At 69.9% G+C, this 20364-nt stretch carries 16 protein-coding genes and 6 pseudogenes; 12 read left to right on the top strand and 10 right to left on the bottom strand.

The window, feature by feature from the left end; translation table 11 throughout:
* The first annotated feature begins 72 nt into the window (after window positions 1–72).
* From ACFQUZ_RS13700 to ACFQUZ_RS13720, 5 genes are all read left to right on the top strand, one after another.
* Window positions 73–768: a response regulator transcription factor gene (locus ACFQUZ_RS13700; protein ID WP_377441899.1), complete on the top strand. Its 696-nt coding sequence runs from the start codon at window positions 73–75 to the stop codon at window positions 766–768.
* A complete protein-coding gene (locus ACFQUZ_RS13705; RefSeq protein ID WP_377441901.1) occupies window positions 765–2192 on the top strand; it encodes a sensor histidine kinase in 1428 nt (475 codons plus the stop codon). The genes ACFQUZ_RS13700 and ACFQUZ_RS13705 overlap by 4 nt, the downstream gene beginning before the upstream one ends.
* 98 nt (window positions 2193–2290) lie before the next feature.
* Window positions 2291–2998, top strand: coding sequence for a DUF2993 domain-containing protein (locus ACFQUZ_RS13710; protein ID WP_377441903.1), 708 nt, complete (start codon window positions 2291–2293; stop codon window positions 2996–2998).
* Entirely contained in the window at window positions 2995–5118 is a 2124-nt protein-coding gene (locus ACFQUZ_RS13715) for an MMPL family transporter (RefSeq protein ID WP_377441905.1), read from the top strand. Before ACFQUZ_RS13710 ends, ACFQUZ_RS13715 begins: the two co-directional genes overlap by 4 nt.
* On the top strand, window positions 5115–5465 hold the full coding sequence (locus ACFQUZ_RS13720) for a hypothetical protein (protein ID WP_377441907.1): 351 nt from the start codon (window positions 5115–5117) through the stop codon (window positions 5463–5465). Before ACFQUZ_RS13715 ends, ACFQUZ_RS13720 begins: the two co-directional genes overlap by 4 nt.
* A gap of 616 nt (window positions 5466–6081) precedes the next feature.
* Here the strand turns inward: ACFQUZ_RS13720 and ACFQUZ_RS13725 are convergent.
* Window positions 6082–6453 (bottom strand): ArsR/SmtB family transcription factor, encoded by a 372-nt coding sequence (locus ACFQUZ_RS13725; protein WP_377441908.1) that lies wholly within the window; start codon window positions 6451–6453, stop codon window positions 6082–6084.
* A 122-nt stretch (window positions 6454–6575) separates the two neighbouring features.
* On the opposite strand from ACFQUZ_RS13725, the gene ACFQUZ_RS13730 reads away from it, so the two are divergent.
* The gene (locus tag ACFQUZ_RS13730; RefSeq protein ID WP_377441910.1) at window positions 6576–7622 is read left to right on the top strand and encodes an ArsO family NAD(P)H-dependent flavin-containing monooxygenase; all 1047 of its coding nucleotides are present in this window, start codon (window positions 6576–6578) and stop codon (window positions 7620–7622) included.
* Window positions 7623–7664: 42 nt separating this feature from the next.
* On the opposite strand, the pseudogene trxB reads toward ACFQUZ_RS13730, so the two are convergent.
* From trxB to ACFQUZ_RS13760, 6 genes and pseudogenes are all read right to left on the bottom strand, one after another.
* Window positions 7665–8599: pseudogene (gene trxB, locus ACFQUZ_RS13735) on the bottom strand (thioredoxin-disulfide reductase).
* Between the two features lie 93 nt (window positions 8600–8692).
* A pseudogene (locus ACFQUZ_RS13740) lies at window positions 8693–9918 on the bottom strand (IS110 family transposase).
* Between the two features lie 241 nt (window positions 9919–10159).
* Window positions 10160–10567 carry an arsenate reductase ArsC gene (locus ACFQUZ_RS13745; protein WP_377441912.1) on the bottom strand — a complete coding sequence of 136 codons (408 nt, stop codon included), beginning with the start codon at window positions 10565–10567 and terminating at the stop codon, window positions 10160–10162.
* Between the two features lie 206 nt (window positions 10568–10773).
* A pseudogene (locus tag ACFQUZ_RS13750) lies at window positions 10774–11491 on the bottom strand (aquaporin); the annotation flags it as partial.
* Window positions 11492–11545: 54 nt separating this feature from the next.
* Window positions 11546–12208, bottom strand: a complete 663-nt coding sequence (locus ACFQUZ_RS13755; protein ID WP_377441914.1) for an arsenate reductase ArsC — start codon at window positions 12206–12208, stop codon at window positions 11546–11548.
* Window positions 12201–12896, bottom strand: coding sequence for a helix-turn-helix domain-containing protein (locus ACFQUZ_RS13760; protein ID WP_377441916.1), 696 nt, complete (start codon window positions 12894–12896; stop codon window positions 12201–12203). Before ACFQUZ_RS13760 ends, ACFQUZ_RS13755 begins: the two co-directional genes overlap by 8 nt.
* Before the next feature lie 104 nt (window positions 12897–13000).
* On the opposite strand from ACFQUZ_RS13760, the pseudogene ACFQUZ_RS13765 reads away from it, so the two are divergent.
* The 3 genes and pseudogenes from ACFQUZ_RS13765 to ACFQUZ_RS13775 all read left to right on the top strand — a co-directional run.
* Window positions 13001–13084 (top strand): annotated as a pseudogene (locus tag ACFQUZ_RS13765) (hypothetical protein); the annotation flags it as partial.
* Window positions 13085–13328: 244 nt separating this feature from the next.
* Window positions 13329–13787: a transposase gene (locus ACFQUZ_RS13770; RefSeq protein ID WP_377441918.1), complete on the top strand. Its 459-nt coding sequence runs from the start codon at window positions 13329–13331 to the stop codon at window positions 13785–13787.
* A gap of 503 nt (window positions 13788–14290) precedes the next feature.
* The gene (locus tag ACFQUZ_RS13775) at window positions 14291–15556 is read left to right on the top strand and encodes a PP2C family protein-serine/threonine phosphatase (protein WP_377441920.1); all 1266 of its coding nucleotides are present in this window, start codon (window positions 14291–14293) and stop codon (window positions 15554–15556) included.
* 86 nt (window positions 15557–15642) lie between these two features.
* On the opposite strand, the pseudogene ACFQUZ_RS13780 reads toward ACFQUZ_RS13775, so the two are convergent.
* Window positions 15643–15896 (bottom strand): annotated as a pseudogene (locus ACFQUZ_RS13780) (MerR family DNA-binding transcriptional regulator).
* Window positions 15897–16352: 456 nt separating this feature from the next.
* Between ACFQUZ_RS13780 and ACFQUZ_RS13785 the strand changes: the two are divergent.
* Window positions 16353–17214: pseudogene (locus ACFQUZ_RS13785) on the top strand (acyl-CoA desaturase).
* A gap of 314 nt (window positions 17215–17528) precedes the next feature.
* A complete protein-coding gene (locus ACFQUZ_RS13790; protein ID WP_377441922.1) occupies window positions 17529–17951 on the top strand; it encodes a hypothetical protein in 423 nt (140 codons plus the stop codon).
* Window positions 17952–18059: 108 nt separating this feature from the next.
* On the opposite strand, the gene ACFQUZ_RS13795 is transcribed toward ACFQUZ_RS13790, so the two are convergent.
* Together ACFQUZ_RS13795 and ACFQUZ_RS13800 are read right to left on the bottom strand one after the other, a co-directional pair.
* Window positions 18060–18827, bottom strand: a complete 768-nt coding sequence (locus tag ACFQUZ_RS13795) for an ANTAR domain-containing protein (protein ID WP_377441924.1) — start codon at window positions 18825–18827, stop codon at window positions 18060–18062.
* Window positions 18828–18840: 13 nt separating this feature from the next.
* Window positions 18841–19566, bottom strand: a complete 726-nt coding sequence (locus tag ACFQUZ_RS13800; protein ID WP_377441926.1) for a GAF and ANTAR domain-containing protein — start codon at window positions 19564–19566, stop codon at window positions 18841–18843.
* 312 nt (window positions 19567–19878) lie between these two features.
* On the opposite strand from ACFQUZ_RS13800, the gene ACFQUZ_RS13805 reads away from it, so the two are divergent.
* Window positions 19879–20289 (top strand): STAS domain-containing protein, encoded by a 411-nt coding sequence (locus ACFQUZ_RS13805; protein ID WP_377441928.1) that lies wholly within the window; start codon window positions 19879–19881, stop codon window positions 20287–20289.
* Window positions 20290–20364 lie beyond the last annotated feature (75 nt).

The following is a 20364-nucleotide window of genomic DNA, read 5'->3' on the forward strand; positions in this document are numbered from 1 at the left end:
CACTGAGCGGAAACCCCGGTCAGCGGCAATTCTCATCGAACTCACACGTGGGTGTGATCTCCTGGGGTGGCTATGAGCACCGGTGCGCGAATCCTCGTCGTCGACGATCAGCCGAACATTGTCGACATGTTGATCACCGTGTTGACCTTTCACGGGTTCACGGTCACCTCGGCGTCGACTGCTGCGCAGGCGCAGGCGCGTGCTGAGGAGGACAAGCCAGACCTGGTCGTGCTCGATGTGATGCTTCCCGATGGCGACGGTTTCGAGGTCTGCCGGCAACTGCGCGCCCGTGGCCATCGGTTCGGGATCGTTTTCCTCACCGCCAAAGACACCCGGCAGAATCTCGTGTCCGGGCTCACCTACGGCGCCGATGACTATGTGGCCAAGCCGTTCGCCGTGGAGGAATTACTGGCCCGGATCAGGGCAGTGCTCCGCCGCGTCAACGGCGTGCAGGAGACGCCATCGCCGGTCCTGCGCTACGCGGACCTGGAGCTTGACGAGGAAACCCTTCTGGTACGCCGAGCCGGCCAGCCGGTCTCGTTGTCGCCGACCGAGTTCAAGCTGCTGCGCTACCTCATGCTCAACGCCGGGCGTGTGCTGTCGCGCACGCAGATCCTGGAGGCGGTATGGAGCTATGACTTCGGCGGCGACTCGAATGTTGTCGACACCTACGTCGGGTATCTCCGCCGCAAACTGGATCGGCTGGGCGAACCGCTTTTCGTGACCCATCGCGGCTTCGGCTACGCGCTGCGGTTGGACCGGGGATGAAGCGCTGGTCCCTGCGCGGTTCGCTGACCTTCGCCGTGGCCGGGCTAACCATCGGTGCGTTGCTCGTGGCCAGTGTGGCCAGCATCCTGGCCTTGCGTGCGTACCTGCTGGACCGCATCGACAGCCAGCTGGTCGCGGCGGCGGCGCTGGTGTCCGAGCGAGGACAGGCGCTGGCCGGCTCCGGCGACTGGGACCAAGCCGTGCGCACCGCCGTAGCGCCGACCGAATTCCTGGTGGAGGTGCGCCAGCGCAACGGTGCGCTCTCGCGGGTGGCAGGCACCACGCGGCTGCCGGCGCGGCCACTGCTCGACCTGGCGCCTTCACCGCGGCCTGGCGGCGTGTCCGCCCTCACCACGATCACCTCGACCGGGCTGGACGACCGATACCGGGTGGTGACGGTCGATGCCGGCGGAAACACAATCCTCATCGGACAGTCAACTGGCTCGGTGCAGGCCACCGTGGGCAAGCTCGCCGCCGTCCAGGCAGTGGTGTCGGCGCTCGTGGTGGCGCTGCTGGTGCTGCTGTCGCGACTCCTTGTGGCGCGCAGGCTGCGCCCGCTGGATGAGATCGCCGCCGCGGCGACCGCCATCGCCGACGGCGACCTGGAGCGCCGGGTCCCGGCCGAACCAGACCATCCGGAAAGGACAGAGCTAGGCCGGTTGACCACTGCCGTCAACGGGATGCTGGAACGCATCCATTCCGCGTTGGCCGCCCGGGCCGAGTCAGAGGATCGCATGCGCAGGTTCGCTGCGGACGCCTCCCATGAGCTACGCACCCCGCTAACATCGATCCGTGGTTACGCGCAGTTGCTGCGCTCGGGAACGATCGATATGGACAACCGGCCCGACGTGCTCGCCCGCATCGAGGACGAGTCCACCCGGATGAGCAAGATCGTTAACGACCTCCTCTTTCTGGCGCGCCTGGACGCGTCCCGGCCCGGCGATGCTGGCCTCGATGCGGAGCCGCTGACGCGGTCCGATCTGGTGGACCTGGCCGTCGTCGTGCGTGACTCGGTGGCCGACGCCCTGGCCGCGCAGCCGGAGCGGGAGATCGCGCTGGACTCGCCGCCGCATGTGCTCGTCCGAGGTGACGAAGCGATGCTGCGGCAGGTGATGGCCAACCTGCTGGCCAACGTCCGCACGCACACCCCGGTCGACGCGGCAGCCTGTGTCGCCGTGGCAAAGCACGCCGCCGATGTGCGAGTCGAGGTCCGCGACGACGGCCCCGGGCTGCCTGAGCCGGCGCGTGGCCGGATCTTCGAGCGTTTCTACCGGGCCGATCCGGCGCGTAGCGGCGCCGGCAGCGGGCTTGGCCTGGCCATTGTCGCCGAGGCGGTCCGCGCGCACGGTGGCAGCGCCGGTGTGGAAAGCGAACCCGACGGCGGCACCACCGTTTGGTTCATGCTGCCCTTACCCACTTCTTAACAAACTCTCATCACGCTCGCGTCTGGCTCCGGCCGGCTGTTGGTTGCATAGGCCGGGTGTGGACGAGAATGCCGCGTGCATGGCGGCGAAGGATTGTGGTGGCAGCGGCGGTACTGGTGAGCGGTGGCATGGCCGTCGCCGTCGATCAGGCCGCCGCGGGATTCGCGGAGGACAAGCTCGCCAGCCGGCTGGCGTGCGTGGCGGGCCTGCCCCAGGTGCCGGAGGTGAACATTCATGGAGTGCCGTTCTTCGCCCAGGCGATGGACGGCCACTACGGCGCGGTGTCAGTGCTGGCTCGGCAGATCAGCCTTGCCAAGCTGACTGTCCGCGAGGCCAGCGCGACGGCGCACGACGTGTCCGTGCCGGGCGGCGAGGGGCAGGTGCGCATTGGGCGGGTGGAAGCCAGCCTCGTCATGGACTATTCCTCGCTCGTGGCGCAGGCGCCGGCCGGGGCGAGACTGTCGGGTTCGGATGGTCTGGTGGCGATCGAGACCACCGCGGAGCTCTTGGGCCGCCGAGTCCCGGTGACCGTCTTCGCCGAGGCGTTGCTGTCCGGCGCTACGTTGCGGGTAGCGCCGTTGGAGGTCGAGGTGCTGGGTCTGCGAACCTCCGTCAATGCCCTGCCCGCCAAGATCCCTGGTGCCAGCGGCATTTCCCGCGAGCTGCCCCCGCTGCCGGGCGGCTTGAGCTACCGGCAGGTCACGGCGGCAGACGATGGCCTGCGGCTGTCGATCGGTGGCGAGGATCTCTCACTGGAAACCGCCGGCGGCAATGACGGTGCGAAGTCTTGTGGAGGCGCGGCATGAACGCCGTCGAGACCGGGGCGACGCGCCGCGCCATGACGTGCCTCGGCCGCCTGGCCGTGCGGCGGCCGTGGCCGGTGATCATCGGCTGGCTGTTGCTGACTGCAACCATCGGCGCTCTCGTGGCCGGCTTCGGCAGGCCGGTCGAGGAGGACGTCTCTTTGCCCGGCAGCGACGCCCAGCTGGGACGAGATCTGGTCGAAGCGCACGTTCCCGGCGCGAGCAACGCTACCGGGCAGATCATCCTGAAGATTCCGCAAGGACGCCTCGACGACCCGGCAAATCAAGCCGCGATCGCCGCCGCGGCGGCGCAGGTGCGGCAGGTCGAGCACGTCGTCGAGGTCGTGCCGCCCAGCGCGCCGCTAGGCACGATTAGCGCTGATGGCCGCATCGGATACGCGACGGTCAACTTCGACCTCGGCCCGCGAGAGGTGGGCCACGACCTGTCCGATCGGGTCGTCACCGCCGCGTCGCCGGCCGCCGAGGCCGGCATCCAAACCGTACCCGGCGGCGCCCTTGCCCTGCCGGAGACCGAGACGCGCACCAGCGAGCTGCTGGGACTGGCCGTAGCGCTGGCCGTGCTGCTGGTCGCCTTTGGCGGGCTGGTGGCGGCGGGATTGCCCCTGCTCGCCGCTGTGGTCACGCTCGTGTGCGGACTTGGCCTAATCGGACTGGCCGGCCACGTCACCGGCATGCCGAGCGTGGCGACCACCCTCGCCACGATGATCGGGCTTGGCGTGGGCATCGACTACGCCTTGTTTCTTCTGACGCGGTACCGGGCGCTGCTCGCCGCCGGCACGCTGGGTAAACAGGCGATCGTGGAAACCGTTGCCTCGTCGGGCAGCGCCGTGGCCTTCGCCGGCGGCACGGTGATCGTCGCCCTGGGCGGGCTGGCGATCGCCGGGGTGCCAATCCTCGCCACGCTGGGCTGGACGGCGGGACTCACCGTGGTGCTCGCGGTCGCCTCGGCGACGACGTTGCTTCCGGCGCTGCTTGCCGTGCTCGGCCCGCGGGTCAACTCGTTGCGGCTGTTCCGCGCGCGCGACGGGGAGATCGACGACTCCCGGTGGGGGCGGATCGCCGACCGGGTCACCCGTCATCCCTTGCGGTACGCGATTGCCGCGTCGATCGTGTTGCTGGCCTTGGCGGCGCCGGTGCTCGGGATGAAGCTCGGCCAAACCGACGCGGGCGACCAGCCGAAGGGGACAGCTGCCCGCACCGGTCATGAGATCCTCGCCGAGGGCTTCGGGCCGGGAATCAACGGGCCGATCAGCGTCGTGGCCGAGCCGGACAGCCCGATCACAGGACCCGCCGACCCGCGCCTTGCCTCACTCACCCAGCATTTGAAGGCCACACCCGGTATCGCCCGCGTGGAGCAGCCGCGCGTCGCTCCGGACGGCGCCCTGGTCACGGTCCGGGTGATCCCGGCGACCGCGCCCAGCGATCCGGCCACCATCGCCGTCGTGGAGTCCGTCTTGGATACGCCGGTCGAGGGGATGCGCCTGCACGCGACCGGCCAGACCGCGATCCGCGGCGCCCTGGCCGACCGCATCGCCGACCGGATGCCGTGGCTGATCGGCATCGTAGTCCTGGTGTCCGCGCTGTTGCTGCTGTTCGCCTTCCGCGCTCCCGTCATCGCGGTCAAGGCCGCGCTGATGAACCTGTTGTCGATCGGGGCCGCCTACGGCGCGCTGACGGCCGTGTTCACCTGGGGCTGGGGCGTGGAGCTGACCGGCCTCGACGGCCCGATCCCGGTGGAGGCCTACCTGCCGATGATGTTATTCGCCCTCCTGTTCGGACTCTCCATGGACTACGAAGTGTTTCTGCTGACTGCGGTGCAGGAGTCTTGGCAGGCCACCCGGGACAATCGGCTCAGCGTTCGGCGCGGCCTGGCCGGCACCGGCAAGGTGATAACCTCCGCAGCCCTGATCATGGTGTGTGTCTTCGCAAGCTTCGTGCTGCACACCAATCCGGTGGTGAAGATGTTCGGCCTGGGCATGGCCGTTGCCATCGCCGTCGATGCCACAATCATCCGCGGCCTGCTCGTCCCGGCGACCATGGCGTTGCTAGGCAAGGCGAACTGGTGGTCGCCGGCCTGGCGGCGGCGGGGACGGCAACCGTGATCGATGAGTACGACTTCGATCGCTGCTACGAGGTCTACTATCCGCGGCTGGTCCAGCTGGCCTACACCTCAACCGGCGACCCCGCGTCGGCCCATGCCATCGCACAGACAGCCTTCCGCGAGGCATGGCGGCATTGGAATTGGCTCTCAGCCGCCGATCCCATCGACTGGCTGCGTCAGCGCGTGGTGTCGCTGTCAGCCGCACGCCACGGTTCACCTGACGCGACGCGGCCGGCGCCGGGCCTCGATCCGCGCCCCCCGCTGACCGCGGCGCAACTGCGCAATCAAGCGCGTCACGGTTTCGCGGCATGGCTGCCGGCGTGGTGGCGCCGACCCAGAATCGACTAGTACGGCAGCCGCCGTTCGGGGTCATGGCTGGAGTTCGAGGTTGAGGCGGCGTGTGTAGTGGGCTCGTCGGGCGCGGGCTTGGTGTCGGCGTCACCAGCCTGACCAGTGCAAACGGTGGGCGAGGTCGGTGATCGGGTGGATGATGCAGGCGTTGATCAGACGGCGGATCTCGATGACAGTCAGCTTGATCATTCCGGTGTCGTCGGGTCGTCGTCGGTCGCGTCGGCGGCGCTGATCGCCAGGACGGCGAGGGCGGCCAGGGCGAGGGTGGTGAACCGGTGCCAGGAGTCCCAGCGGCGGACCTGGTGCTGGTCCAGGCCGACCTGGCCCTTGGTGGCCTGGAAGGCTTCTTCGACGGTCCAGCGGATGCCGGCGACGCGGACGAGTTGGACGAGGATGGCTGGCCTGGGGGCCCACCAGCGATAGAAGGCCAGCTCACCGGTGGCGGTGTTCTTCCGTCCGTCGATTCAGGTCCCTTGCCCCGGTCGCATGCGCGGGTCGCTGCGATCCCCTGCTGAAGATCAGCAGGGGTGCATCACCGCTGCTCAGAGCCACTTCACGCGGCGGCGAGCCACACGTCGTAAGTCGGATGCTGCCGCGAGGTCGGTGACGTCGGTCAGCGGGTCTTCTTCGTTGCCCGCTTGCGGGGTGGGGTCAGCAGGTCGGCGATCGTGGCGATGGCGGACGGCACGAGGCGGTAGTAGGCCCAGACGCCGCGCTTGTCCCGTTCGAGCAGGCCGGCCTCGGTGAGGATGCGCAGGTGGTGGCTGACGGTCGGCTGGGAGAGCCCGAGGGGCGCGGTGAGGTCGCTGACGGACGCCTCCCCCTCCGGAGCCGACTGGATCAGGCTGAGCAGTCGCAGCCGGGCCGGGTCGGCGAAAGCCTTGAGCACTCCGGCGAGCCGTTCGGCGTCGGCCCGTTCGATCGGCTCGCCGGCGAGGGGCGAGATGGCAGGCGTCTCGGTTTTCACAGATCCCACGCCTTGCATCGTTACAGCAGAGCCCGTCGATCCGCTGGTGGACGAGGGGAGGATCACCGTGAGTTCCTGTGGGAGCCCGTCGCCTCTGTCGTCTCGGCATGATGATCTGCGAATCGAGGGAGGTGCCGCGCGTGGCGTCACGTGACGTGGTGGTCGTCGGCGGCGGGCAGGCGGGCCTGGCGGCGGGCTACTACCTGCGCCGCGCCGGTCTGGATTACGTCATCCTCGACGCCCAGTCGCGGCCGGGTGGGGCGTGGCGGCACGGCTGGGAGTCGTTGCGGTTGTTCTCGCCGGCGGAGTACAGCCCGCTGCCGGGGTGGGGGATGCCGCGTCAGGAGGGCGAGGAGTTCCCGACCGCGGGGCACGTCGTGGACTACCTAGAGGCGTACGAGCGGCGCCACGGCCTTCCGGTGCGCCGGCCGGTCCGTGTCCGTGAGGTGCGGCGGGACGGGGATCGCCGGGCGGTGGACACCGACGCCGGGGTGTGGTCGGCCCGGTACGTCATCTCCGCGACCGGTACGTGGGAGTGCCCGTACGTGCCCGACATCCCGGGCCGTGAACAGTTCGCCGGCCGGCAGTTGCACACGGTGGACTACACCTCGCCGGACGAGTTCCGGGGGCAGCGGGTCGTGGTCGTCGGCGGGGGTAACTCGGCGGCGCAGATCTTGGCGGAGTTGTCGAGGGTCGCCGAGGCCACCTGGGTCACCCTGCGCCCGGCGCGGTTCATGCCGGACGACGTCGACGGTCGGGTATTGTTCGGGGTGGCCACCCGTAAGGCCGCCGGTGGTGCCGGTGAGGGTGTCAGCGACCTGGGCGACATCGTGATGGTGCCCAGCGTCCGCGACGCGCGGGACCGGGGTGTCCTGCACTCCCGGCCGATGTTCGCGCGGTTGACCGAGCGCGGTGTGCGGTGGGCCGATGGCACCGAGGAGTCCTGCGACGTCGTGGTCTGGTGTACGGGTTTTCGGCCGAACCTCACCCACCTCGCGCCGCTACTGCCCGGTTGGCCGCAGGGGACGGTGGCGGTCGATGGCAACCGGTCGGTGGACGAGCCAGGCCTCTACCTGCTCGGCTACGGGGATTGGACGGGTGCGGCGTCGGCCACGCTGGTGGGTGCCGGCCGGACCGCGAAGGCGACGGTTGCCGACATTGCCTCTCGTCTGCGCGAGTCGCCGTAGGCCAAAGAGCCGGCCGCGCTGGCCGGACCTCGGCGGCGCCGGTCAGGTGAGGGTGGCGAGGTAGCGCTCGGCGTCGAGGGCGGCGGCGCAGCCGGTGCCTGCGGCGGTGATGGCCTGGCGGTAGGTGTGGTCGATGAGGTCGCCGGCGGCGAATACGCCGGGCAGGTTGGTGCGGGTGCCGGGGGAGTCGACGGTGACGTAGCCGTCGGCGTCGGCGTCGAGGGTGACCTGGCCGCGGAACAGTTCACTGCGCGGGTCGTGGCCGATGGCGACGAACACCCCGGTCACGTCCAGGATCCCGGTCTGACCGGTGTGGACGTCCCGCAGCCGGGCTCCGGCGACGGCGCCGTCGTGGCCGAGGATCTCCTCGACGACGCTGTTCCACGCCACCCGGACTTTGTCGTTGCCGAGCGCCCGGTCGGCCATGATGCGGCTGGCGCGGAAGGTGTCGCGGCGGTGGATGATGGTGACGCTGCGGGCGAAGCGGGTGAGGAAGGTGGCTTCCTCCATGGCGGTGTCGCCGCCGCCGACCACGGCGATGTCCTGGTCGCGGAAGAAGAACCCGTCGCAGGTGGCGCAGGCGGACACGCCGTGGCCGAGCAGTTCCTGCTCGCCGGGGACGACGAGGGGCCGCCAGGCGGAGCCGGTGGCGAGGATGACCGCCCGCGCCCGGTGCGCCTGCTCGCCGACCCACACGGTCTTGACGTGGGCGGTGAGGTCGACGCGGGTGACGTCGTCGGTGATGAACTGGGCGCCGAACCGGTCGGCCTGCTTGCGGATGTTGTCCATCAGCTCGGGGCCGGTGATGCCGTCGGGGAAGCCGGGAAGTTCTCCACCTCGGTGGTGGTCATCAGCGCGCCGCCGGACTGGCTGCCCTCGATGACCAGGGGTGCGAGGTTGGCGCGTGCGGCGTAGACGGCGGCGGTGTAACCGGCGGGCCCGGAACCGATGATGATCAGCGGGTGGGGGTCAGACACGAGGGGCTCCTGCTCAGGGGTGAGCCGCCCGCCGGGTGGGTGGTCCGGCGGGCGGTGAACAAGGGGATGTCCGACACCCCAGCTTCTTGGATGTCAAGCTGCGGCGGGTTGGGTGCGGTGTGACCAGGCGGTTGTCTGGTCGTAGTGGGTGGTGTTCTTGAGGCAGCCGTGGAGGATGCCGACGAGGCGGTTGCCGACCTGGCGCAGGGCTGCGTTGTGGCCGACCTCGCGGCTGCGGAGTTCGTCGTAGTAGGCGCGGACGCCAGAGTCGTGCAGGATCGCGGCTCCGGCCTGCATGTGCAGGGCGTCGACGAGGCGGTTGTTGTGGATGAACCGGGCGTGGACGGTCTTGGATCTGCCGGACTGGCGGGTGATCGGTGCGGTGCCGGCGTAGTTCTTGCGGGATTTGGCGTCGGCGTAGCGGCCGGTGGCGTCGCCGAACTCTGCGAGCACCCGGGCGCCGAGGATCACGCCGATGCCGGGTTGGCTGAGGTAGACCTCAGCGTCCGGGTGCTGGCCAAAATGGGCCTCGACCTGCCCGTCGAGGGTGCGTATCTCGGTGTTGAGGGTTTGCAGGATCGCGACGGTGGCGCGGACGGTTGCCGCGTAAGCGCCCGTGACCACGTCGGCTTGGCCCAGGTGATCGGTGCGCAGGGCCTGCTGGATCGCGGTGGCCTTGGCCGGGATGTCACGGCGTCGGGCCTTCTTCAACGCCGCGCTGATCTGCGTGAGGGTCAGCTTGGCCGCCGCGGCCGGGGTGGGTGCCTTCGCCAGCAGTTCGAGGGCGTCAGCGCCGGTGAGCGTCAACACGTGGTAGGCCACCAGCGCGGCCGGGAAGTAGTCACGTAGCGCCGCCCGCAGCCGCAGGGTGTGGCGAGTACGTTCCCAGATCAGCGTCTGATGCGCCCGGCCACGACTTTGACCGCCTCGGCGACGTCGGAGTCCGCCGCGACCTGGCGCAGCTGGTGCCGGCGGGTCCGGGCCATGTCTGCCAGGGTGTGCGCGTCGGCCTTGTCGCTCTTGGCACCCGACAGTGACAGCAGCTCACGATGCCGGGCGGCCTGTTTCGGGTTCACCCCGTAGACCTGGTAGCCGGCGGCGACCAGCGCCCTCACCCACGGCCCCCGGTCGGTCTCGATACACACCAGCACGTCAGAAGGCTTCGCGTCATCGGGTAGGAACCCGGCGACGAGCTCGTGAAAGCGGGCCATCCCATCCACGCCCTCGGATAGCCGGGCTGTGCGTACCGCCCGGCCGTGTTCGTCCTGCACCTCCACGTCGTGGTGGTCTTCCGCCCAGTCATCACCGACGAACAGCACTACGCGTCTCCGCTCTGCCACGGTCCCTGCCAGCAGCCCGCGGAAGACTCCAGCGCCCCTAATGGACCAGTGCTCACGCCAACGCCCAGCGGGCACGACACCCCATCAGCCGTTCGTCTCCCGACCACGAGCGGGGGCACGTTCTGACACTAGGACTCGCATTGGTCCATGCGGCGGGAGTGCTCACCCGCTCGCGGCTACCAGGCACCGAGTCTGCCAGCGGCTCACCCGGTAGCTCCCATTAGGCGGTGGGACGCAGCTCGGTGAGGAGCTTCTCCACGCGGGCGCGGATGTCGTCGCGGATCGGGCGCACGGACTCGACGCCCTTGCCGGCCGGGTCGTCGAGCTTCCAGTCCTCGTACCGCTTGCCGGGGAAGACGGGGCAGGCGTCGCCGCAGCCCATGGTGACGATCACATCGGACGACTCGGCGGTGGCGTACTCGAGTAGCTTGGGGATCTGGTCGGTGATGTCGATGCCGACCTCACGCATCGCCTCGACGGCGGCGGGGTTGACGGTCTCGGCGGGTGCGCTGCCGGCGGAGCGGACCTCGACGGTGTCGCCGGCGAGGTGGCGCAGCCAGCCGGCGGCCATCTGGGAGCGGCCGGCGTTGTGGACGCAGACGAACAGGACGCTGGGCTTGTCGCTCATGAGGTGCCTTCCATGCAGTACGAGTCGCGGGCCGGTTGACCGGCACGTCGTTGAGGTGGATGAACAGGTGAGGATCGGGGGTGTCGTTGCGGTCGAGCGTTGGGTAGCGGCCCGGGTCGTGGCGGCGGTTGAACAAGCTAGGCGAGAGTTCAGCCGCGCTGGTGCCTTGCGGGCACTGCGTCATGAGCGGTGGTTGACGGTGGCGTCCTCGTCGGTGGGGACGACGACCTGGTCGGCGGCGGCGCCGGCATCGGGGTAGAGCGCGGCGAGCAGGCCGACACCGACCGCGAGGCCGAAGAGCTGCGCCACGACGAAGCCGGGCACGGACGTGGGGGCGATGCCGGCGAAGGTGTCGGTGAACGCCCGGCCGATCGTCACGGCGGGGTTGGCGAACGACGTGGACGAGGTGAACCAGTAGGCGGCGCCGATGTACGCGCCGACGGCGGCGGGTGCGACCGGGGCGCGACCGGAGCGGGCGAGGGCGAAGATCAGCATGATCAGGCCGGTCGTGGCGACGACCTCCCCGAGCCACAGGTGCCCGGCGGCGCGGTCCTTGCCGGAGAAGTCGACCGCGGCGAGGTCGAACATCAGGTTCGCCAGCACCGACCCGGCGATCGCGCCCAGCACCTGCGCCACCACGTAGCCGCCCAGGTCGCGGGCGGTCAGGCCGGTGCCGGCGCGGCGGCCGAGGAACCAGTCGGCGGCGGAGACGACCGGGTTGAAGTGCGCGCCGGAGACCGGCCCGAAGATCAGGATCAGCGTGCCGAGGGCGAACGCGGTCGCGATCGAGTTCTCCAGCAGCTGCAGGCCGACATCGTCCGGGGAGAGGGTGGCGGCCATGATGCCGGAGCCGACCACGGCGGTGACCAGCAGGGCGGTGCCGGTGAACTCGGCCAGCAGGCGCCGCCAGAGTGCGTTGGTCATCAGTTCGTTCTCTCCCATGTGCGGTGACGTCCCGGACCGGTGTCGGCCGGGGTTCTATCGGTTGGCGGGAACGTGCAGGTCGTCGAGGAGGCGGCGGACCTGGCGTTCGATCTCGTCGCGGATGGGTCGCACGCCAGCGGTGTCGAGGCCGGCGGGGTCGTCGAGGTCCCAGTTCTCATACCGGGTGCCGGGGAAGACCGGGCAGGCGTCGCCGCAGCCCATGGTGACCACGACGTCCGCGGCCCGAACCACCTCGTCGGTCCAGGGCTTCGGGAACTCCTCGCCGATGTCGATGCCGCGTTCGGCCATGGCGGCGATGGCGGCGGGGTTGACCTCGACGCCCGGCTCGCTGCCGCCGGACCAGGCGACCGCCCGGTCGCCGGCGAGGTGGGTGAAGAACCCGAGCGCCATCTGGGAGCGGCCGGCGTTGTGGGTGCACAGGAACAGCACCACCGGGCGGCCGTCGCGGTGGTGGCCCTCGACCCGGGCCAGGGCCTGCAGGCGCTGGCGGGCGAAGCGCTCGGCCAGCAGCGGCAGGTAGTGCGGGATGGTGCTGGCGGTGGCGAACTGGTCGTAGCTGGAGAACAGGAACCGCTCGATGGTCTCCGGACCGTAGACGCCGGTGAACTCCTCGGCGAGCCGGGTCGCGGCGGTGCGCAGGGCGACCTGCTGGTCGATGGAGACCTCGTCGTAGCGGTGGGGGCTGGTGTCAGTCATGGCGGTCTCCCGGAGTGGGGGTGATGGCGGGGGCGACCCGGTCGACGCGGGCGGCGAGGTCGGCGAACGCGGCCTCGAACGCCTCGTCGGTGTCGACGCGGACCGGGTCGGGCACCGACCAGTGCAGGCGGGGGCGGACGGGCCCGGTGAGGTCTTCGTGGGCGTTGTCGCACACGGCGATGAGCAGGTCGTCATCGCGGACGACATCGACCACGTGGGCGGTGGCGATGGGATCCAGACGCAGCCCGTGCCGGCCGGCGACGGCCACGGCGCGGGGATGCACCCGGGAGGCCGGTTGCGTTCCGGCGGACGCGGCCGGGCTGTGGGTGCGGTCCTGCCACAGCGCCGCGGCGAGCTGGGAGCGGGCGGAGTTGCGGGTGCACACGAACACCACCCGGCCGACGCCGGTCAGCGGCGGCGGGGTCAGCGCGGCCAGTGTCTCCGGCCGAAGCCGCAGGTAGGTGCGGCGCTTGTCGCCCTCGGAGCGGCCCCTGGTCACCAGGCCGGCTTCGGTGAGGACCTTGACGTGGTGGGCGACGAGGTTGGTGGGCAGGTCGAGGGTGTGGGCGATCTCACCGGGGGACGCGTCGCCGAGGGTGAGCGCGTCCACGATCGCCAGCCGCGCCGGGTCACCGAGCGCGGCATAGATCCGCGCCCGCCCAGCCAAGGAATCATGCTCAACTTTCATTGACTCAAATATAGCTGATCGAAATCAGGTTGGCAACGAGAGGTCGGCTGAGATGCGGTCGTCGGGGTGCCGCATGCGCGGTCGTCATCGCACAGACCATCCGCATGCGCCCCGACATCCCGATCCTGGAACCCTCCGACCGGCTCCTCGCCGAGTTGACCGTCCTGACCAGCTACCGCACCGACCTCGTCGGGCAGCGCGTCGCGACCCTGTTCCGCTTGCAGGAGCTGCTCACCGGGATCAGTCCCGCCCTCGAACGGGCCGTGGACCTGAACCGCAAGGCCCCGATGATGGTCCTCGCCTGCTGGCAGACACCGGCCGCGATCCGGCACGGCGGCGTCGACCGGATCACCGCCCTGCTCCGCCGCGGCCACGTCAAGAACGCCATCCAGGTCGCCGAAGCGATGGTCACCGCCGCCCGGCAGTCAGACCGTGAACCTGCCCGGCCAACGCGCCGCCGCCGTGGTCGTCGGGCAGATGGCCACCGAGATCCTCGCCCTCGAACAACGCATCGCCGCCGTCGACGACCTCATCGCCGAACAGCTCGACCAGCACCCGCTCGCGCCGATCATCGAGAGCCTGCCCGGCATGGGACCCCTGCTGACTGCCGAACTACTCGTCCACACCGCCGGCATGACCGAGTACGACAGCCCCACCAAACTCGCGGCACATGCCGGCCTGGCACCGGTTTCCCACGACTCCGGAACGGTTTCCGGGAACCATCGGCCTGCCCGCCGATACCACCGCAGACTGCGGCACATTCTATGGATGGCCGCGTTCACCGCCGCCATTCTCGCCCTCGCCCGACGACGCGTCGACGTCCTCTGGGCACTCATCCGCGACCGCAAGACCTTCACCCGACCGGCACCAGCGACCCGCGCCGCAGCCTGAACCAGCACGTTCTCCACCGACGCGAGCCCATCGCGCCGGCCGCTTCACCCTGCCCAACAAGATCACCCGGAGTCACATGGAGACTCGAGCTGTGGTCCTGGGCTGGGCGAACGACGGTCCGGGGAACGCGGGTGAACGCGGGCCACTCCCTGCCACCCCAGGTGAACCCCCAGGTCGCTAGACTGGGCGCTCGCGCCCTCGTAGCTCAGGGGATAGAGCATCGGTTTCCTAACCAGAGGCTCCGCTTGTGTCCGCAGGCCGTTGACCTGCGGATTCTGGTTTTCCGCCTGCGTGTGTCGGTCGCACGGCGGCGTTGCTGCGATCGCTTGCTGAAGATCAGCAAGGTGGGCGTTTCGTCATGCGCCAGCAGTGCGACGTCGTGGAGCCGGGTGGGGTCCGGCCGCAGATGACAGCCTTTCCCGGCACCAGGACCCCTACGGTTCGGGAGCCGACGAAGCCCGTGCTCAACGACCAGTCGGGTTGCCGGGCCTATGCTTCGGCGCGTGAGTGAGAAGCGGTGGGCCGGCGTGGACCTGGGTAGGGTGCTGCGCGCCGTCGAGGATGCCGCACCGGTCGACGCGGTGGAGGCGGTGGCCCGCGGCATCGGCGTCGACGTCGGGGCGCGTTGGGTGTCGTTCCTCGTCGCGGACATGAGCGGCCGGGGTCTCGTCCGGCTGACCCACGACGTCCCCTCCGCAGACCGGCCCGACCGACGCCGGCAGGACGAGGACGTCGCCACCGTGTTGCCGTTCGACGGCGGACCACAGGAACAGGCTCTGCGATCCCAGCGCGTGCAGGTCCGTTCGAGCGGAGACGAGCACGTCGTGATGGCTCCCGTCACGCAGCGGGGCGAGGCCATCGGGCTGTTGGAGGTTTCTCTGCCGTTCGCGCCCGACGCCACGGCGGTGGACGAGATCTCCCGGGCCGCGCACGCGTTGGCGTTCGTGGTGATTGCCGCTCGCCGGCACACCGACCTGTTCGAGTGGGGCCAGCGGACGACTCCGTTCAGTCTGGCCGCGGAGATCCAGCGCCGGCTCTTGCCCTCCTCGTTCACCTGCGAAGCAGACTCGTTCACCCTCTCGGCGTGGCTGGAGCCGGCGGCCAGCGTCGGCGGAGATACCTTCGACTACAGCCTCGCGCGCAACCTGCTGCACCTGAGCATCACCGACGCGGTGGGTCACGGCATCGACAGTGCTCTGACCGCGACGCTCTGCGTCGGGAGCCTGCGCCACACCCGCCGCCGAGGTCACACGTTGCTGGAACAGGCCCAGGCCGCGAACTCCGCGCTGATCGAGAACCCGCCAGGCGGGTTCACCTTCGCCACCGGACTTCTCGGCCGTCTCGATCTACGTACCGGGGTGCTGGCGATGGTCAACGCCGGGCACCCGACCCCGCTGCTGGTGCGCGAAGGAAACGTCCAATCCCTCGCTCTACCGGTCGACCCACCGTTCGGTGTCCTGCGCCAGGGCATCTACCGCACGACGGACGTCGCACTGCGGCCGGATGATCGGCTGGTGCTGTTCACCGACGGCATGCTGGAACGCGGCGCGGCCCGCCTCGACCTGCCCGCCCGGCTGCCGGGCCTCAGTGACTTGCACCCTAGGGAGGTCGTCCGCGTACTCGGCGACGCCATCCTCGACGTCGTCGGTTCGAGCCTGCTCGACGACGCCTGCATGCTCGTCCTCGACTGGCACGGCGACCACGGCGACGACCGTTCCACCAGGGCCGGCGCCGATCCCCGCTGGGCGAGCGCCCTTCCTCACCCGTGAGACCAGACCGAGGGCGTACCCGCGCTGGGGTGAGGGGCCTCGTCCTCTCCTGAGACGGCGGCGGGTCTGTCTCGGCTCGCGACAGCTCACCCTGAGCGCGAGGCGGTCACTTTGCGCGGGCGGTGCTGATTCTGCCGCAGGGCCACCTCGGGCTGGTCCTCGAGAATGATGATCCGGCATGCGGCCTGCAGCGCCCTACCTTGGTCCACCATGTCCCGGCCTGCGCGGCCAGCCGCAGCTGATAGCGGGAGTAGCGGCGGTGCCCGCCGGGCGAGCGGTATAAATCGATCAGCTTCGCCTCGTCCAGCCTGGGCAGGAACTCCTGCGTGGTACCGACGATCTCCGCGGCCCGATCTACGCCGCTGCGACGACCGGCAACTGACCGACGTCACCCACGCCTTCGCCACCGAGCGGGCCATGCTGGCGCACATCCCGTACCCCTGAGGGCGCGCCTGTTCTGGCCGGACCGTTCGTGACCACCACGACGGGCGGTGTTTCGCCCGGTGACTGAAGGGCATCTCTGTATCGGGGTCATCGACTCCAACGTTGCGCCGGCAACGCGGTGCCTTCTACCGCAACGCCAGCGGACGGCTGCCCAGACCTCGCGGCCTTCACTCGTCAGTCTCCAGTTCGCGATCACACGCTTGAGCGCTCCGCAGCGGGCCTACGTGATCATCGGACCGGTCCCGGAAGGCATGTGGTGATGAGCGTAGAATTGTCTGCCGTCCGCGCGAATGCGCCCCGTCTGGCGCCGAAGCCGCTGATCGAGGGCACCCAGTCGGCCGGCTCCCTGGTGATGTTGTGGGTATTCCTGGTGCTGCCGGTCGCGGCGCTGATCGCGGCGGTGCCGCTGGCCTGGGGGCCGGGGTCTGTCCGGGCTGGACGCCTCGATGGCCGTCGTGGGGTACGTGGTCGCGATGGCCGGCGCGACCGTCGGATTCCACCGGCACCTCACCCACGGATCGTTCAAGGCCCGCCGCGGCCTGCGCATCGCGCTGGCGGTGGCCGGCAGTCTCGCCGTGCAGGGAAGCCCCACCAAATGGGTGGCCGACCATCGCCGCCATCACGCGTTCACCGACCGGGAGGGCGATCCGCACTCACCGTGGCGCTACGGCAACGGTGTGGCCGCGCTGGCCAAGGGACTGCTCCACTCCCACCTGGGATGGTTGCTGAATCGGGAGATCACCAACAAGGCCCGCTTCGCCCCTGACCTGCTCGCCGACCGCGACATCCGGGTCGTGGACCGACTGTTCGGACCGTTGGTGGCCGCTTCGCTGCTGCTCCCGGCGGTGATCGGCGGTCTCGTCAGCGGCTCGTGGACCGGAGCGTTGACCGGGTTCTTCTGGGCCGGGCTGGTCCGCATGGCGGTGGTGCACCATGTCACCTGGTCAGTCAACTCGATCTGTCACGTCGTGGGCGAGCGGCCCTTCGCCAGCAAGGACAAGGCCACGAACTTCTGGCCGCTGGCGGTCCTGTCATTCGGGGAGAGCTGGCACAACTCCCACCACGCCGACCCCACTGGCGCCCGCCACGGCGTGCTGCGCGGTCAGATCGATCCCGCCGCCCGGCTGATCTGGCTCTTCGAGAAGCTCGGCTGGGCCCACGACGTCCGCTGGCCCGACCCGGCACGCCTCGCCGCCCGCCGCACCAACCCGTAACCGCCGGTTGAGCGTCGCCAACTCGGCCCGAGAGACACCTCGTACCAAGATGCCCGCCGGCACCGGTGGCAGCCGTCAGCCTGGCGGGCGGGCGGCGAGCATCCAGGACAACGACGCCTGCCTGTGTCAGGGCGCATCCCACGTCCTGCCTACTTCACCGGAGGAAACCATGAACCAGCGTCACACCGTCATCCGCAGCCTGCACGACGTCGGAGCCGCCCTGTGGCTCGGCGGATCCCTGATGGGCGCAGTCGGCCTCAACGGCGCATCCCGGGCCGTCAGTAACCCCCGACGAACGCGCTCACATCGCCTCGGTGGGGTGGACGAAATGGGCACCGATCTCCGCCGCCGCGATCGGCGCGCACCTGATCGGCGGCACTGGTCTGCTGATCACGAACCGGCGCCGTGCCAAAAATCAGGCTGGTGTCACCGCCAACACCGCCGTCAAGACGGCGCTCACCCTCGCCGCGGTCGCCACCACCGCCTACAGCGGTCTGCTCGGCAACCAGATCGCCCGCAACGGGACGGTGCCCACCGACGGCGCCACCGATCCGTCATCAGCCACCCCGCAGGACGTCGCCACCGCCCAGCGGCAGCAGCGGATCCTGCAGTGGGTCACCCCGGCGCTGACCGCGGTGATCGTGGCCCTCGGCGCCCAGCAGGGCGAGCAGCAACGTCCCAGCCAGATGCTCGGCGGTATCGGAGCCCGGCTGTCCCGCGTCGGCCACAGGTCGTAACGGTAGGCGCTGCGGCGCCTGCACCCGGTCGGCGCACCTCTCCGCGAGTGCCGCTGAGGCGGCACCGCGGATCGCCGCCGGTCGGACAGACGGACGCGAATTTAACCGCTACGCGTCCAGGATGTGGGCGAGCATGGCGGGATCGCTGAGGACGCCGTGGGCCACCTCGGTCAGTTTGCGGTTGTGCCGGCGGGCGTAGCCGCGGATGGCGGCGAACGCCTCGTCGACACCGAGGCCGGTCGCCTGCGCGACCGCGCCCTTGGCCTGCTCGATGACGATGCGGCTGTTCAACGCGCCTTGCAGCTGTTCGGTCAGGAGTTCACCCCGGCGGATGGCGCGCTCCTGCAACAAGCCGATCGCGGCGACGTCCGCCAAGGCCTGCATGACCGGCACATCGGTGCCCGCGAAATCGCCACCCTTGGTGTCACCGAAGACGTTCAATGCCCCGATCACCTGCGTGCGCAGCCGTAGCGGGAACGCGTGCACCGATTGGAAACCCAGTGCGGTGGCCCTGGGCGCGAACCGGGGCCACCGGTCGCTCGCCTCGGCCAGATCGACATTGATGACGGGCACACCGGTTCGGAAGGCTTCCTGGCAGGGACCCTCGTGAGTCTGCAGCTGGAACAGTTCCACGAGTTTGACGTTCTCGTTCGAGCCCGCCATGAACTCGAGCCGGCCATCTCTGCCGGCGAGGACGAGCCCCACAGCCGCCGCGCTGACCAGGTCGGCCGCCCGATCCGTGAGCATGTGCAGAAAGTCCATCAGGTCGAAGTCATCCACCAGGGTGTCGGCGACCTCGACGAAGATCGTCGCCATCCGTTCGGCTGAGACGATGGTCATGCTTGCCTCCCGGCGTGTCCGGCTGTGCGCGGTCATGGGGATCTCCGGGTTACGGCTCGTCGCGGTCGAGCCGCAGCCGACGCGCGACGATGTCTCGGGCCACGTCGCTGAGGCGGCGGTTCTCCGCGTAGGCGTGGGCACGGATCCGCGCCATCGCCTGACCGAGGGGGACCTCGAGCTGCACCATGACCATGCCCTGAGCTTGGAACAACTCCGCACGGTACTCGGCCGCGTCGTCGTCGATGTCGGCGATGCCGCTGCGTTCCGCCTGTTCCTGCCGGTCGAGCAGGGCGGTCACCGTGAGGTCGGCGAAGGCGAGGGCGTCGGCGAACTCCGCAGCGGGCAACCGCCCCGCGCGGTCCCGGAACACATCCAGGACGCCGAGGCGGGTGGCGCCGATCTGTAGCGGGAACGCGAACACCGCGCGGAGACCGTCGGCGTGGGCGGCGGGAGCGTAGAACGGCCAGCGACCACCCTCCTTGACCATGAGGTCTCCGAGATCGGAGATCAGCACCGGACGGCGGCTGGTGTAGGCGTCCACGCAGGGCCCCTCACCGAACATGGACTGCAACTCCTCAAGGCGTTCGCTGGCCGGGTCGGACGCGGCGGTCACCGCCCGGATCCCGTCCTCCGTCATCACACTGATCCCGACCCCGGACGCCGACAGTTCCCGCGCGGCGACATCGCACACCCGCCGCAGTAGGTCGCCCCTGCCGTCGGGCCCGGAGGGCTGCCGCAGGATGAGGTTCCTGAGGTACGAGACGCGGTCATCCACGGCTCGCACCGACGGCGCGGTTGGCTGGCGCGCCCAGGTCGGGCGGTGACAGTGGGCAGGAAGTCACGAAATCTGGATCGAGCACAGCGGCACCTTCCCGGTGCGGTGCCGCCGGAGGGCTGGGGCAGCAGAACTCGCGGAGTGTTTCGGTCAGCCTAGCCCCGAATCGACGCCCACGCATGGCGACCTTCGGACGCCCCGACCGTCCGAGCGTTCGCGCATCGGGTCATGCGGCGGTAGTGTCGAGCTGCGGCCCTTCGCGGTCGTTGCCCAAGCCCCCGGCATCAGGTCACTCATGCCGAGGTGAGGCTGATGGTCCAGGTGTCCGGTGACCATTTCGTCATAACCGTACTGACCGCCCCGCGACCTCCTGCCGCCCTGGTGTGCTTGGCGGGTGAGATCGACATGGACGCCGACCCGGCATTGTCGGGCGTGGTCGACCGGCTGTCCGCCGTGGCGCCGTCCGAGGTCGTCGTGGATCTGGCCGACGTCACCTTCGCCTCTTCGACGCTGCTCAACTTCCTCGCCCGGGCGCACGTCGCCCTCACGGCCGACACGGCCCTGGTCGTGTGCCGTCCCAGGCGCCACACCCGGCGGCTGCTGGAGATGACGGACGTGGGGCAGTTGGTGACGATGCGCGGCGACCTGCCGCCGTCCGGCTACTGGATGCCGCACGGCGCCGCACGACCGGAGGCACTCCCCGTCCTCGGCGGGGTCGACTGACCCCCCCTCCGGCAATACCCGACACCGGCCGCGTTCCCTTCCCCGTCCCGCCGCGCAAGAGCAATGGGGCAACCC

The organism is Plantactinospora sp. GCM10030261, from assembly GCF_042666615.1.
In the GTDB taxonomy this organism is placed as follows: domain Bacteria; phylum Actinomycetota; class Actinomycetes; order Mycobacteriales; family Micromonosporaceae; genus KBS50.

Bases quoted from the DNA above. Each gene is read 5' to 3' on its own strand.
- ACFQUZ_RS13700 (WP_377441899.1), top strand. From the start codon at position 73: ATGAGCACCGGTGCGCGAATCCTCGTCGTCGACGATCAGCCGAACATT.
- ACFQUZ_RS13755 (WP_377441914.1), bottom strand. From the start codon at position 12,208: ATGACTGACACCAGCCCCCACCGCTACGACGAGGTCTCCATCGACCAG.
- ACFQUZ_RS13705 (WP_377441901.1), top strand. From the start codon at position 765: ATGAAGCGCTGGTCCCTGCGCGGTTCGCTGACCTTCGCCGTGGCCGGG.
- ACFQUZ_RS13760 (WP_377441916.1), bottom strand. From the start codon at position 12,896: ATGAAAGTTGAGCATGATTCCTTGGCTGGGCGGGCGCGGATCTATGCC.
- ACFQUZ_RS13715 (WP_377441905.1), top strand. From the start codon at position 2,995: ATGAACGCCGTCGAGACCGGGGCGACGCGCCGCGCCATGACGTGCCTC.
- ACFQUZ_RS13745 (WP_377441912.1), bottom strand. From the start codon at position 10,567: ATGAGCGACAAGCCCAGCGTCCTGTTCGTCTGCGTCCACAACGCCGGC.
- ACFQUZ_RS13805 (WP_377441928.1), top strand. From the start codon at position 19,879: ATGGTCCAGGTGTCCGGTGACCATTTCGTCATAACCGTACTGACCGCC.
- ACFQUZ_RS13725 (WP_377441908.1), bottom strand. From the start codon at position 6,453: ATGCAAGGCGTGGGATCTGTGAAAACCGAGACGCCTGCCATCTCGCCC.
- ACFQUZ_RS13795 (WP_377441924.1), bottom strand. From the start codon at position 18,827: ATGACCGCGCACAGCCGGACACGCCGGGAGGCAAGCATGACCATCGTC.